Here is a 12,440-nt window from a genome sequence, read left to right on the forward strand (position 1 = left end):
CGGACGGAGTGCCGGGGCCGTGATCGGTCCACGAGTGCCGCCTGTACGGCGGCGCGCTGCTGGCAGTAAATCAGAGCAGGTCTTCGGGGAAATTGCTGGTATTGAGGTTGCTGGAGAAAGGCCGTGTTGGTGCGCGAACATCAACCCTGGATTCTTTTACCTCCGCCTCCGGGGCGGGCGGGGTCTCGGCGCTGATGGAGGGCATCTGATAGTCTGAGTCGTCGATGCAATCCACCTCGAATGCCCGGCTGTGGGTGTTGAGCGTGGGTGCAGGCGTCGCCTCCGACGGTGTGTTCACCTCGGCACGGGGCCGTTCACTCACTACTGCCTTGCGCTCAAAAGGCTGCGTGCGCGGGGGAGCACTGGCAACTGTCTGCGCCGGCGCTACCGCCGCACTGGTGTGCAATGCGGCCTGCGGTGGTGGCGTCTGCGTAGGCGGGCGCAGACCCTGCCCGGCCAGGCTCGAGCGGGCACCGCTACTGCCGATAAACTCCAGGTTCTCCAGCGCGGCGTCCAGCCTGCGCTCAGCCGCGGGCGCGGGCGCTGCGGCGGCCGGTGTCGCAACCGACGCTGTCTTGACAAGCCGCCTGGCCTGCGCCGCCAGCGTATCGCCAACGGGAATACCCCGGGCCGCGATCCGCGGCTGCATTGACTTCTCGCTGGCGACGACCGGTTCACTGGCGGCCAGTGCGGCAAGGCTTTCGGCTTCGTTGTTGTCAGCCCCCGTACCCTCGGCCTGCTCCTCGCGCAGCGCGCGCTGCTTGATCAGGGCATGGGCACAGTCCGACCAGCGCCCGAAATGGGACGACTCCGCCGGGTCCGGCATGCGGTGTTTACGGAAGTCACGCATCGCATTCATGAAGCGCTGCTTCACCGCGCGATAGCAATAGATATGGTCTTCAGTGTGCAGCGGCAACAGGTCTGCATCGCCGCGAATAATCAGCATCTGCGGCGGCAGCTGGCCCTGCAGGCTGTGCAGCAGGTCGGCGGCAAAGCACAGGCGAAATGCGGAGTTGAGTGTGGTTTTCGCCTGGGTGTCACAGGGGATATACAGGTAAGCGCCCAGGTCAGAATAGCCGGTGGTGCGCATCAGCAGATTCACCGCGCCAGACAGTGGCCCCAGCGCGAGCTGGCCGTTGACGATGTAGTCGGTACCGCTGCGCATCGCCTCCAGGGTTTCCCTGCGACGGACCTGCTCTTCTGCGTCCCAGTCGATCAGCGCGACCTGCTTGCCCTCATCCCGCAGCGTTGCCGCCAGTTCATCCTGGCGCTGCACGTACCCGGTGGGACGCGCGGTCTGGGAGTCGGGAGCGATACCGTGGTCCGGGTTCTCCAGGCACAGTCTTTCCATCCAGCACGCGAAAGGTGATTCCCGGAACAGAACGATATCTTCGGAGGTGTAGGTGACGGCTCTGTCGACACTGTAACGATACATAGGCTGCTGTTTGGGTCCTCCTGACGGATGCAAACAGCACTGGCGGGACATACGCTCAGGCCGTTTGCATATTTATATAGGAATGGGCGGCCGCTGGCAACGGCCGCCGTGAAAATCCCACACAACCGGACTGGAGATTAGTAGCGTCGGTATACGGTCGCGCCGTCGATCAGTGTGCGCTCCACCTGCAGCTCGCGCATATCGACAGACATGTCCAGTGGACTGCCGGACAACACGATCAGGTCAGCGAGTTTGCCCGGCTCGATAGAGCCGATGCGATCGTCCTGGAACACCTGCCAGGCCGCGTCGATGGTGACCGCGCGCAATGCCGACATGACATCGATGCGCTGCTCCGGTCCGATCACGTCGCCACCGAAGCTGCGCCGATGCACCTGACTCCACACTGCCTGCAGCGGCAGCATCGGCGTGACCGGCGTATCCATGTGCGAGCTGAAGCGCAAGCCCTGCTCCTGCGCCCAGCGCGCCGGGCTCATCGCCGCCGCGCGTTCCGGCCCCATGAAAATGTCGCGGTGGCGGTCGCCCCAGTAATAGGTGTGCGCAGAAAAGAAACTGGGCGTAACGCCGAGTGCCTTCATCCGAGCCACCTGGTCTTTGCGCGCCATCTGCGAATGGATAAGTATCATGCGCGGGTCGTCTACCGGGTGCGCCTGCTGGGCAGCCTCGAAGGCATCGAGAATATCCTCGATGGACTCGTCCCCGTTACCATGAATGGCGATCTGGTAGCCCTGCTCATGCAGCGCTTTTACGCGTGCGAACAGGTCTTCGCGGGGGATGGAGGGATAGCCACGGTAATCCGGGTCCTGCGGATCGCGCGGCACATGATAGGGATGGCTGAGGTAGCCGGTATAGCCCTGGATACTGCCGTCGGCCACCAGCTTGATAGCCGGCATGGTCACCCGGTCGCTGGCATAGTCCGCGGGGTCGAAGTCGCCACTTTGCATCAGGTCGGCGAATTCCGAGTCAAAGGCGAACAACACCAGGCGCTGGGGCACCACTCCCAGCCTGCTGAACAACACCAGCCCGGTTGCCAGGGCCTGCGAGGTGCCACCGGACTGCGCCGTGGTCACCCCCGCGCGCAGGTATTCCACCGAGGCGGATTTCATCATGGCGTATATCTCACGCAGCCCCATGTCCTGCATGTACATCATCAGGTCCATCCTGGCCGTCTCTTCCAGCAATCCGTTCGGCTCACGGCTGCCGGGCCGCCGCCCGATCACACCGCCCACCGGATCCTCGGTGTCGGCGGTGATACCGACCAGCTCGAGGGCACGGCTGTTAGCCACCACCATATGGCCGGACACATGGGTCGCCACCACGGGATGCTCGGTGGAAACGCTATCCAGTTCCGCGCGGGTCGGGTGCCGCTCTTCCGCCAGCAGGGTGTCGTCGTAGCCAAAACCACTGACCATCTCGCCCGGTTCGGTGGCCTCGGCGCGCTCACGCAGGGCCGCCAGCACATCGGCGATGCTTAGCTTGTCGCCCACCGGCGGGCTGGTCAGGTCGGCCGACACCACGCTCATGCCGGAGCCGGGAAAATGCCCGTGGGCATCAATAAAGCCGGGCATCAGGGTGCGGCCGCGCAGGTCGTTGACCTCGGTAGCGTCTTCGACCAGCGCCATGATCTCAGCCGTGCTGCCCACGGCTTCGATACGCTCATTGCGCACGGAAACCGCCTCGGCAATGCTGTTGGCGGCGTCCATGGTCAGCACCTCACCGTTAATGAACACCTGGTGCGCCGGCGGTTGCGGTACCCGGGTGGCGATCTTGAACAGCACGGTGAGGCCGCCCAGCAGGGCAACCAGGATCAGGGCAGCGGTCTTCCAGTTCATGGTTCAGTCCTTGCTCAGGCGGCGGAATCTATAAGGATTTCCGCCAGCCGCGCCCGGTGCCAGGGGCCGTCACCCCACAGCATCTGGCTGTGCTTCTGGCGCTTGAAGAACAGGTGCACATAGCACTCCCAGGTAAAGCCAATACCGCCGTGGTACTGCACCGAACGGCTGCTGGCAAACCCCGCCATGTCACTGGCCGACGCCTGCGCCATGTGCGCGTACTGGGCAGCCTTGTCCGGCTCGCAATCCACCGCGCAGGCCGAGGCGTAAACCAGCGACTTGGCCTCATCGATGTCGATCATCACGTTTACCAGCGGGTGTTTCACCGCCTGGAAGAATCCCAGCGGCTTGTCGAACTGCTGGCGCTGGTTAACGTACTCCACCGTGGTCTGCAGCTGCCACTCACCGGCACCGACCATGTCGGCCGCATGCAGCGTCCAGATGGCCGGCATGGCCGCGGCGAAGGCCTCCCCGGCCTGCTCTGAGACACAGACGGCCTCGACATCACTGAACTGGATATGGGCCTGGTCACGAGTCGGGTCCACAATGCCATCCTGGGTGATCTCGACGCCCGCGGCATCTGCGGCCACCCAGTACAGCCCAAGTTTATCGCCGGCGCGCGCGCAGACCAGCAAGCGACTGACCTTGCCGGCATCCTGCACGTACCAGGCGGTGCCGGAAATACGTCCGCCACTGGCGCTGACAGAGGTATCCGCGGGACTCCACGATCCACTGGCGTTCACCATCGCCAGGGCCGCGGTTTCCCCGGCGGCAATCTCTTCCAGGGCCTGGTGTGCGCCATCGCCACTGGCGGCCAGCACATAACTGGCGGACAGCGTAGACAGCAACGGGCAGGGAAATGCCGCGCGCCCCAGTTCCTCCACCAGGCCGGCCACACCGACCAGCGGCATACCCACACCACCCTGCTCCTCGGGCACTGCCAGCAGGCTCCAGCCCAGGTCTACCATCTGTTGCCACAGCGCTGCGTCCCAGTTCACCTCGGGGGCACGCTCTGGCGTCGGGTCCGCTGCCACCATGGTGTGCAGTTTGTCGACGCTGAAATGCTCGCTGAAAAATTTGCGGGCGGACTCCTTCAACAGGGCCGCCTCTTCGGTAAATCCAAAATCATCCGGTTGTGTCATCTTCGTTCTCCCTATTTGGATTTGGCCATGCCGAGCACGCGCTCGCCGAGTATGTTGCGCTGCACTTCAGAGGTGCCGGCAGCGATGGTGAAACCAAACGAGTTCATGTAAGCCATCGGCCACTGCCCGCCATCAGGCGCATTGGCATCACCCAGGTAGAGGGAGCTCGCGGCGCCCTCGATATCCATGGCCAGGCCGGAAGTGCCCTGGGAAATCTCGCTCATCAGCAGCTTGTTCTGCAGCGGCAGGCGCATGGGGTGGTCCAGCAGTGCCGGCACCCGGCTGCGACGCTGGCTCGCGGCGAAGCCGGCCTCATGTATTGCCTGCTGCATGATGCGATCGCGCAGCAGCGGGTCGTCCGCGGCGGTGCCGCCATTGCGCGCAGTGGCATGGGCGAGTTTGATCAGCGCCGAGGCGCTGGTGCTGTGGGAGGACTTGTTGACCATGCCCCCGGAGCGCGGGGTCACCAGTTCCCCGGCGCCGCGCTCGTGGGCCAGCGTGGTCATGGCCACCTGCCAGCCCTTGCCCAGTTCGTCCAGGCGGAAACTGTCGTCCACCTCGAGGTCTTCGAAAATGACCTCGTTGAAACCGGTCTCACCGGTCATCTTGATCAGCGGGCGCACAGTTACCCCGTTGCCCAGCGCGGAGCGGATCGGCACCACGAAATAGGACAAACCGTCGTGCTTGACCGATTTGTCGGTGCGCAGCAGGATGATCATCCACTCGGCGAAGTGGGCCAGCGATGTCCACACCTTGTGGCCATTGATCACCCATTTATCGCCCTTGCGCTCGGCGAAGGTCTGCACACTGGCCAGGTCGGACCCGGCGCCCGGCTCACTGAAGCCCTGGCACCAGATGTCCTCGCCGGAAAACAGCCGCGGCAACAGGCGCTCCTTCAGAGCCTCCTGGCCGTGGTAGAACACGGTCGGTGCGGCCATGCCGAGGCCGATAACATTGGGAAAATACGGCGTGCGGGCTCGCATCATTTCCTCGTTGGCAATGCGCTGGCAATCGGTCATACCCCGTCCGCCCACGGCCTCCGGGTAGTCACAGCCCACCAGGCCGGCATCGTAGGCGGCTTTCTGCCACGCCTGCAGGTAGTCCATCTGCTCCGGGGTCATGATCTCAAGCGGCGTTTGCGGCAGCCGCACCGGCGGCTCCGCGGGACGATTGTCCTCGATCCAGGCGCGAGCCCGCTGCCTGAACTCGGCCTGTTCAGGCGTGTCCTTGAGTTGTTCGTCTGCCATTACCGTACTCCTGTTCTGGTTACATGCGGTGTTTACTTGGGTTGATTCGATGTGTGTTCGCGAGGGGATCAGTAGTGCGGTGGTTTTTCTTCTTCAAGAGAGAGACCCTCGCCCGGGCCACCGCGATCCAGCCTGGCCGCCTGCTCGTCCTGCCGCTGCTTCAACAGCGTCAGTTGCTCGCGCAGGGTAATAATCTCCTGCTGCTGGCTGGCCATGGCGTCGTCAAGTGTGGCCACGGCATCCTCCAGGAAAGCCACCTGGCTCTGCAGGTCTACCAGTTGTTGTTGCATTTGTTCTATATCGGCCATTTATCGACGTTGCTGTTGCCTGAACACAGCGGGCTAATATACTTGCCCGCCCGGTAGATGAACACGGCAGAACCATGAGCAAACGAAAAATTTCCACAGGACGTCTGGTATACAGTACCGAGGCCGGGCGACTGTGCCCCCAATGCCAGCGCCCGGTGGCCGACTGTGTGTGCGGCAAGGACCGGCCCGCCTACAGTGGCGACGGCATCGTTCGCCTGCACCGCGAATCCAAGGGGCGCGGCGGCAAGACCGTGACCCTGGTGCGCGGTGTGCCCCTGGCGGGCCAGGAATTGAAGGCCCTGGCCAAGGCCCTGAAGCAGAAATGCGGGGTGGGCGGCGCACTCAAGGACGATGTGATCGAAATCCAGGGTGACCAGCGCGATCTCATAAAAATCGAGCTGGAAAAACGCGGATATACCGTCAAACTGGCAGGCGGATAGCACTTTTTATGATTTTCAGCCATTTTAACCATAATTTTACAGACGTTAGCGACAGATGGCTCGCGGAGGAAACCGTCCTGCAGCACCTGAATCGTCCTAGTTAGAAGCCTTTCCCGAAATATTTATTAATTAAACGCCGCAAGGCGTTATTTTTATTGGATTTTATTTTTTCGTGTGTTAAAAAGTATCTCGTGAGCACGGAAATGTCGGGAAATGGGATAGTTCCCGCAGGGATAACCGGGCCACAACAACAACCATAAGTGAAACGGCAGTATCTGACGGATTTGACTTCCCTGCGAGGTAGTGGGTTATGTACGTTACCGCAGAGCACCTGAGGGACCAGGTCATACGACCTACCCTCAAATATCTGGGAAAATGGACGCCGGCATGCGAGAACTTCCTTCTCGACGCCGCTATCGATGCCCCCGACCTGGGGCTTTTCTCCGCACGCAATGACGGCCTCGGGCTGTTCCACATCACCGCGGCACAACACCGCGACCTGTGGGACCGCTACCTGGCCTTCAACCCGGACATGGCGAGCCGGGTGCGGGGATTGGCCAGCCAGCGGGCATTCTTGAGTGACCCGGATGGTGAATTACAGACCAACCTCAGCTATTGCACCGCAATAGCCTGGTTGCTCTACCAGCGAGCCGGGCTCGCCAAGGAAACCGCAGCCAGCGCTGCGGACGAGAGAGCACTGGCCTGACGCCGTCAGGGCAGCTCTTTCACTGACCCGCGCCGACGATCTGCCGCCATAGCGCCAGGTCTTGCGGTCGGTCGATATCCTGGCGCAGCGGCAATTCCCGCCATGACGTAGCGGTTTCCTGCAGCCGGGAAAGCGTGTCTGCGAACACCCTGTCACCACCCCAACTGATGCCCTCAAACCAGCGGGCATGCACTTCACGCACGGCAATCAGCACGTAGCCACCATCCTGCGCCGGGCCCAGGGACACCGGTGCCGCGTCCAGCGCCGACAGCGCATCGCGCAGGTAGCGGCGATCTATTTGCGGGCAGTCGCTACCCACCAGTACCACCCGGGCGTGGCGCTCCAGGCCTTTCTCGAGTGCGTTGTACATGCGCTCACCGAGATCTCCGCCACGCTGCTGCTGCAGGGCGGCAACGCCCATCTGCCGGCATTGCCCGAACAGCGGCGCGCGCAAATCGCCGGCGACATGCAGTTCCACCCGGCCGAGCCCGGCGCTCGTCAACACGCGGCTGGTCCACTGTACGAGCTCGCAATGCAGCCGACAGGCCGCTTCCGGATCAAGCACCGGCAACATCCGGGTTTTCACCCGCCCGGGCACCGGCTCCCGCGCAAACTGGATGAACAGCGTATCGCGCACGGCCTCAGCTGCCATAGTAAATGCGCCACAGGCGCTCCGGCGGTGTACCCAGCGCGTAGGCCAGGCGCAATGCCCACATGGTCAGCACGGTGCGCACCACGCCGTGTTCCTGCCAGCGGCGACTAGATGTCAGCACAGGCTCGGCGAGAACAAGTGGCGGGCCCTGCCGCCGCATGCGCTTGCAGAAAGCCACGTCCTCCATCAATGGGATATCGTCAAAGCAGACTGCGCCGTGCAGGGCATCGCGGCGGATAAACAGCATCTGATCACCGGTACCGATGCCGGTCAGGCGTGAGCGCCAGTTGATAAAGGCGCTGATAACGCGAAAGGCGTGCCGCTCGCCGCTGAGCTGCACGCGACTGAATCCCCATAGCGGCGCACTGGCCAGGTAAGCTGCCAGACGCGGTGCCTCCACACCGGGGCAGCTGTCGACATGCAGGAAAAACAGGTAACGGCCCCTCGCCTCGCGCGCGCCACAATTCATCTGCCGGGCACGCCCGGCGGGGCTGTGCAGCAGGCGGTCACAATGCGGGGCCGCCTGCGCTGCGGTGCTGTCTGCACTGCCGCCGTCGACAACAATCAGCTCGGCATCGGGGAAGCGCCGGCGCAGGGCAAGCAACAGCTCGCGCACCCGCCCGGCCTCGTTCAGCACTGGAATAACAAAACTGTACGGGGGCTGCGACAACGCTACAGCGCGCCACCGCAACTACTGCCCTGCCCCGCGGCGCAGCCGTAGCAGTGCTCACCCGTCGTCACCCGGTTACCATGCAGCGGTTCGGAAGACAGCAGGTCACGCAGGTGGGGGCGCCCGGCTCGCGCCAGCACCGGCAGGTCGAGCATCTGGTTGAAATCGCAATCGTAGAGATAGCCCTGCCAGTCGACACTCAGCAGCGTGCGGCACATGAGCCCGGCGAGGTTTTCCTCGGCAAAATTGTCGCGCAGTAAGCGCATGTAATCGGTGTACTGGCCCTGGGCCAGCAGCACTGCGCCAAAGCGGCTGATCGGCATATTGGTAATGGTGAACAGCTGGTTGAAGCGAATACCGAAGCGCTCTCCCAGTTCGCGCTTGTAGTCGGCCTGCAGGCCTGCCTGCGGCGGCGGCAACACCGGGCCCACGGGGTTATAGACCAGGTTCAGCTGCAATTGCGGGTCGTCGGCATAGCCCAGCTCATTGAGCAGGCGGATGGCGCGAATACTGTCGTCGTAGACACCGGCGCCACGCTGCTGGTTGACGTTTTCCTCGAGATAGCACGGCAGCGAGGCGGTTACCTCCACGCCCTGCGCGGCCAGGAAAGCGGCCAGGTCTTCCTGGCCAGGCTCGAACAGCACGGTGAGGTTACAGCGGTCGATAACGCGATAGCCACGCTGGCGTGCCGTGGTCACCAGGCGCCGGAACTCCGCGTTCAACTCCGGCGCGCCGCCGGTGAGGTCCAGGGTATCGATAGCCAGTTTTTCGGCAACGTCGAGCAGCAGGTCAACGGTGTCGGCGTCCATCATCTCGGTGCGCGTGGGGCCGGCGTTGACGTGGCAGTGCACGCAGCTCAGGTTACAGCGGTAACCCAGGTTCACCTGCAGCGTCTCGACGCCGACCCGGGTCAGCGGCGGGAAATCACTTTCCAACAACAGGGGACGTGTGTCCTGCATGGTTTCTTTTCCTCAGGTAGCGTGGCCAACGCAGTCAGTCTGTAAAGGCCCTAGTACAGCGCGCGTCGCTCCGCATCGCTCAACAGGGAGTGAGTATGTCCGAGCTTGTACTGGAACACCACGTTGTAGGACAGCACCGCCTGCACATAGTTACGGGTTTCGCGGAAAGGAATGGTCTCTATCCAGATATCCACCGGCACCCGTTCACCGCGGTCGTTGCGCCAGCGATCGACCCGGTGCGGGCCGGCATTGTAGGCCGCAAGGGCGAAAACACGATTGCCATCGAAGCGGTCGAGGAGTTGCCGGTAATAGGCACTGCCCAGCAATACGTTGTGCTCCACTTCGTAGAGCTCTTCACGGGTGGACGGACGGTTCAGGGACGACGCCACCTGCGCTCCCGTCGCGGGCATCACCTGCATTAGCCCGCGGGCGCCCACGGGTGAGCGCGCCTCGGGGAAAAACGCGCTTTCGCGGCGTGCAATGGCCATCAGTTCAGTAGCCGGCACGCCCTGCGCGCTGGCATAGCGCTGGAAGGTGTCCTGGTATGGCGTGGGGAAGCGCACGTCCAGCGCATCCCAGGCTTGCGCCCGACTGGCGGCATCGATCGCCATGCGATGCCAGCCCTGCTCTGCCGCCAGCTGCGCCAAAGCGTGTTGCTGTGAGGTATCGTCCGTGTCCTGCAACACCTTGTACCATTCGGAATGGGCATCGCGCTGCGCCTGGTGGTAATTGAGCTCGCCTATACGCTGCAGCGCCGGCAACTGGCGCAGGGAATCCGTTGCCGCGGCCTGCAGCACCAGCGGGCGGTCGTTGAAGCTGTAGTCCTTGCCCAGGCGATCTGCGGCGAGGAATCCGTAGTAGTCGCGCTCCGCAGCCAGCGTCGCCAGAATCGTGCGCGCCTGTACCTCATCGCCGGCCTGTGCCAGGTAGCGCGCGTGCCAGTATTGCCAGCCGGCCTTGCCGCGCGCCTCTGCCGACAGCAGTGACAGGTTTTCCGCCAGCCCCTCCCAGTCCTGCTCGCTCAGCGCCCAACGCAGGCGAATTTCCACCAGCTTGTCGTCGCCCAGACGGGCCAGCGCCTCTGGCAGCCAATCCAGGTTGGCCTCGGTGCGCGCGAACAGGGAGCGCAGTGCGATGGCATATTCAACCTGTTGGCGTTGCACTTCGGTAAAGGCCTGTTCGTCCTGGAAGGCCTGCCAGTCGTGCAGCGCCTGCGCCGGGTTGTAGCGGGCCAGGTAAACCAGGCCGTGGGTGGCGATATCGGCAGAGTAAGCGTTTTGCGCCGGCAGCGACTGGCGCCGCAGGCTGGAGGGCTTGCTGTACACCGCCAGCAGGCGCTCTGCCCACGGCCGCAGCTCGGAGCTGCCCTTGCGGGCCACATAACGCATCAGCGATTGCTGGCGCGCATCGAAGGCCTTGAGGAGGCGCGCCCAGACCACCTCATCACTGATCTGGCCCGCTTTCAGCCAGGCCTCGAACAGGGGATCACACTGCTTGGGTCGCGATTCACCGTGCACCCACAGGCGCTCGGCGCCTTCCCAGGCAGCCAGTGGGTCACCGCTGGCCAGTTTGGCGCGAAAGTAGTAACACTTGAGGTCTACACTGCGCGGCTCGTCGGGCATCACCGCGAGAAAATCGCGCCAGCGCCTGTCGCGACCCGCCTGGCGCAGGTAGTTGGCGAGGAAGCGGTTTGGCAACGGCGTGTCCTCACTGAGGCTGATAAAGCGGCGCGCATCGGCGGGGCGCACTGTATCCAGTTGCCGGTTGAGTTGCTGGTAATCGAGATAGACCGCCAGCGGGTAGTCGTCCAGCCCCGGCCGCAAGCGCTGGTATTCCGTCCACTGGCCGCGATCTATGGCGCGCACCGCTGCCGAATAATCATCTCTTGAGGAGGCTATTTCCGCCGCGGGGGCGGCGATTGCTGTGGCCTGGGAACCACACATGAAAAGCAAGGCGTATACCGCTAACCTGGCCCGATACCGCAACACAACTCACCTTCAGCTCGCGCTGTCGTTCCGGCGCTGCCGGAGTGGCAACGCGCTACAGGCAAGTAGAGTGATACGACACCGCCACGATTGCAAGCCCTGGCACGGGGGGGCTGCAACAGCGCTTTATGCCGCGCACAAAAAAGCCCGCCGATCCCTGAACACAGTGGATGTTGTTCAGGGATACGCCGGGCCGTGGTAATACGACTGCCCGCAGTGCGGGCAGCCGGGGTCGGTCAATTGATTTCGATCCGTCGCCTTACCGGTGTTTTCTCAACCAGTTTGGGCGCTTTCAGGGTCAGCACGCCATCCTTGAAGCTGGCCCGGATGTCCTCTTCATGGACCTCACCACCGAGGTTGAAGCTACGCATGAACTTACCGTAGCGACGCTCCTGGCGGATAATGCGGCCTTCTTTCTCTTCCTTGTCTTCCTGCGTGCTTTCCGCTTCCAGGGTGAGCACACCCTCGTTCACATGCACGTGGATATTGTCCCGGTCAATTCCGGGCAGCTCAGCGGTGATCTCAAAGTGATCATCCGCTTCCTTGATATCCACTCGCGGGGCAAAAAACTCGCCCATTTCACGATCTGCGCTACGGGGCCAGTTGTCACCAAAAAAACGATCGATATCAAACAGTGCACTACGTGGTACTAAAGTCATTCGACACCTCCTATCAGTGATACGGCAGCATCTGCCTTGCTCCTGTAAATTGGTGCTCGGTGACTGTTTTTCAAGCGGGAAAGCGTAAATTTTTTGTGGGTTTGACCTGCATCAATGGCCCGTAGCACTTGCCATCGCGTGAGCGACTAGGAATAATCCCACCCCCTACCCGCCTGTAGCTCAGCTGGATAGAGCAGCCGCCTCCTAAGCGGCAGGTCGCAGATTCGAATTCTGCCAGGCGGACCAATTTCTATAGATTCATGGACTTGTGGAGACTGCACCTGCCGATTTTATGGGTGGAGGTGGGCTCCGCATGTCACAACTGCTAAATGATTGGGGATAACCCATGTGTTTGCAGCAATGACGCCGAGTCATGGGTGGTGTATT

At 62.7% G+C, this 12,440-nt stretch carries 12 protein-coding genes and 1 tRNA gene; 3 read left to right on the forward strand and 10 right to left on the reverse strand.

Annotation, left to right across the window (positions count from 1 at the left end; genetic code table 11):
• Positions 1-70: 70 nt before the first annotated feature.
• From F0M18_RS00285 to F0M18_RS00305, 5 genes are all read right to left on the reverse strand, one after another.
• The gene (locus tag F0M18_RS00285; RefSeq protein WP_149609390.1) at positions 71-1,435 is read right to left on the reverse strand and encodes a hypothetical protein; all 1,365 of its coding nucleotides are present in this window, start codon (positions 1,433-1,435) and stop codon (positions 71-73) included.
• Between the two features lie 137 nt (positions 1,436-1,572).
• On the reverse strand, positions 1,573-3,285 hold the full coding sequence (locus F0M18_RS00290) for an amidohydrolase (protein WP_149609391.1): 1,713 nt from the start codon (positions 3,283-3,285) through the stop codon (positions 1,573-1,575).
• 14 nt (positions 3,286-3,299) lie between these two features.
• Entirely contained in the window at positions 3,300-4,427 is a 1,128-nt protein-coding gene (locus tag F0M18_RS00295) for an acyl-CoA dehydrogenase family protein (protein WP_149609392.1), read from the reverse strand.
• 11 nt (positions 4,428-4,438) lie between these two features.
• The gene (locus F0M18_RS00300) at positions 4,439-5,674 is read right to left on the reverse strand and encodes an acyl-CoA dehydrogenase family protein (protein WP_149609393.1); all 1,236 of its coding nucleotides are present in this window, start codon (positions 5,672-5,674) and stop codon (positions 4,439-4,441) included.
• A gap of 68 nt (positions 5,675-5,742) precedes the next feature.
• Positions 5,743-5,982 (reverse strand): SlyX family protein, encoded by a 240-nt coding sequence (locus tag F0M18_RS00305; RefSeq protein ID WP_149609394.1) that lies wholly within the window; start codon positions 5,980-5,982, stop codon positions 5,743-5,745.
• 74 nt (positions 5,983-6,056) lie between these two features.
• On the opposite strand from F0M18_RS00305, the gene F0M18_RS00310 reads away from it, so the two are divergent.
• A complete protein-coding gene (locus tag F0M18_RS00310; protein WP_149609395.1) occupies positions 6,057-6,422 on the forward strand; it encodes a translation initiation factor Sui1 in 366 nt (121 codons plus the stop codon).
• A gap of 310 nt (positions 6,423-6,732) precedes the next feature.
• Complete coding sequence (locus F0M18_RS00315; protein ID WP_149609396.1) at positions 6,733-7,128, forward strand: hypothetical protein; 396 nt, start codon at positions 6,733-6,735, stop codon at positions 7,126-7,128.
• A 19-nt stretch (positions 7,129-7,147) separates the two neighbouring features.
• On the opposite strand, the gene F0M18_RS00320 is transcribed toward F0M18_RS00315, so the two are convergent.
• The 5 genes from F0M18_RS00320 to F0M18_RS00340 all read right to left on the reverse strand — a co-directional run bounded on the left by F0M18_RS00320 (position 7,148) and on the right by F0M18_RS00340 (position 12,053).
• Positions 7,148-7,780, reverse strand: coding sequence for a TIGR04282 family arsenosugar biosynthesis glycosyltransferase (locus tag F0M18_RS00320; RefSeq protein WP_149609397.1), 633 nt, complete (start codon positions 7,778-7,780; stop codon positions 7,148-7,150).
• Positions 7,770-8,450: a TIGR04283 family arsenosugar biosynthesis glycosyltransferase gene (locus F0M18_RS00325; RefSeq protein WP_188109527.1), complete on the reverse strand. Its 681-nt coding sequence runs from the start codon at positions 8,448-8,450 to the stop codon at positions 7,770-7,772. Before F0M18_RS00325 ends, F0M18_RS00320 begins: the two co-directional genes overlap by 11 nt.
• Before the next feature lie 2 nt (positions 8,451-8,452).
• Positions 8,453-9,409, reverse strand: coding sequence for an arsenosugar biosynthesis radical SAM (seleno)protein ArsS (gene arsS / locus F0M18_RS00330; protein ID WP_149609399.1), 957 nt, complete (start codon positions 9,407-9,409; stop codon positions 8,453-8,455).
• 50 nt (positions 9,410-9,459) lie between these two features.
• The gene (locus F0M18_RS00335) at positions 9,460-11,352 is read right to left on the reverse strand and encodes a transglycosylase SLT domain-containing protein (RefSeq protein ID WP_149609400.1); all 1,893 of its coding nucleotides are present in this window, start codon (positions 11,350-11,352) and stop codon (positions 9,460-9,462) included.
• 278 nt (positions 11,353-11,630) lie between these two features.
• Positions 11,631-12,053 carry an Hsp20/alpha crystallin family protein gene (locus tag F0M18_RS00340; protein WP_149609401.1) on the reverse strand — a complete coding sequence of 141 codons (423 nt, stop codon included), beginning with the start codon at positions 12,051-12,053 and terminating at the stop codon, positions 11,631-11,633.
• 169 nt (positions 12,054-12,222) lie between these two features.
• Here F0M18_RS00340 and F0M18_RS00345 point away from each other — a divergent pair.
• Positions 12,223-12,299 (forward strand) — tRNA-Arg (locus F0M18_RS00345).
• Positions 12,300-12,440 lie beyond the last annotated feature (141 nt).

Source organism: Pseudohalioglobus sediminis (assembly GCF_008370495.1).
GTDB lineage: Bacteria > Pseudomonadota > Gammaproteobacteria > Pseudomonadales > Halieaceae > Halioglobus.

Bases quoted from the DNA above. Each gene is read 5' to 3' on its own strand.
- F0M18_RS00285 (WP_149609390.1), bottom strand. From the start codon at position 1,435: ATGTATCGTTACAGTGTCGACAGAGCCGTCACCTACACCTCCGAAGAT.
- F0M18_RS00290 (WP_149609391.1), bottom strand. From the start codon at position 3,285: ATGAACTGGAAGACCGCTGCCCTGATCCTGGTTGCCCTGCTGGGCGGC.
- F0M18_RS00295 (WP_149609392.1), bottom strand. From the start codon at position 4,427: ATGACACAACCGGATGATTTTGGATTTACCGAAGAGGCGGCCCTGTTG.
- F0M18_RS00300 (WP_149609393.1), bottom strand. From the start codon at position 5,674: ATGGCAGACGAACAACTCAAGGACACGCCTGAACAGGCCGAGTTCAGG.
- F0M18_RS00305 (WP_149609394.1), bottom strand. From the start codon at position 5,982: ATGGCCGATATAGAACAAATGCAACAACAACTGGTAGACCTGCAGAGC.
- F0M18_RS00310 (WP_149609395.1), top strand. From the start codon at position 6,057: ATGAGCAAACGAAAAATTTCCACAGGACGTCTGGTATACAGTACCGAG.
- F0M18_RS00315 (WP_149609396.1), top strand. From the start codon at position 6,733: ATGTACGTTACCGCAGAGCACCTGAGGGACCAGGTCATACGACCTACC.
- F0M18_RS00320 (WP_149609397.1), bottom strand. From the start codon at position 7,780: ATGGCAGCTGAGGCCGTGCGCGATACGCTGTTCATCCAGTTTGCGCGG.
- arsS (WP_149609399.1), bottom strand. From the start codon at position 9,409: ATGCAGGACACACGTCCCCTGTTGTTGGAAAGTGATTTCCCGCCGCTG.
- F0M18_RS00335 (WP_149609400.1), bottom strand. From the start codon at position 11,352: ATGTGTGGTTCCCAGGCCACAGCAATCGCCGCCCCCGCGGCGGAAATA.
- F0M18_RS00340 (WP_149609401.1), bottom strand. From the start codon at position 12,053: ATGACTTTAGTACCACGTAGTGCACTGTTTGATATCGATCGTTTTTTT.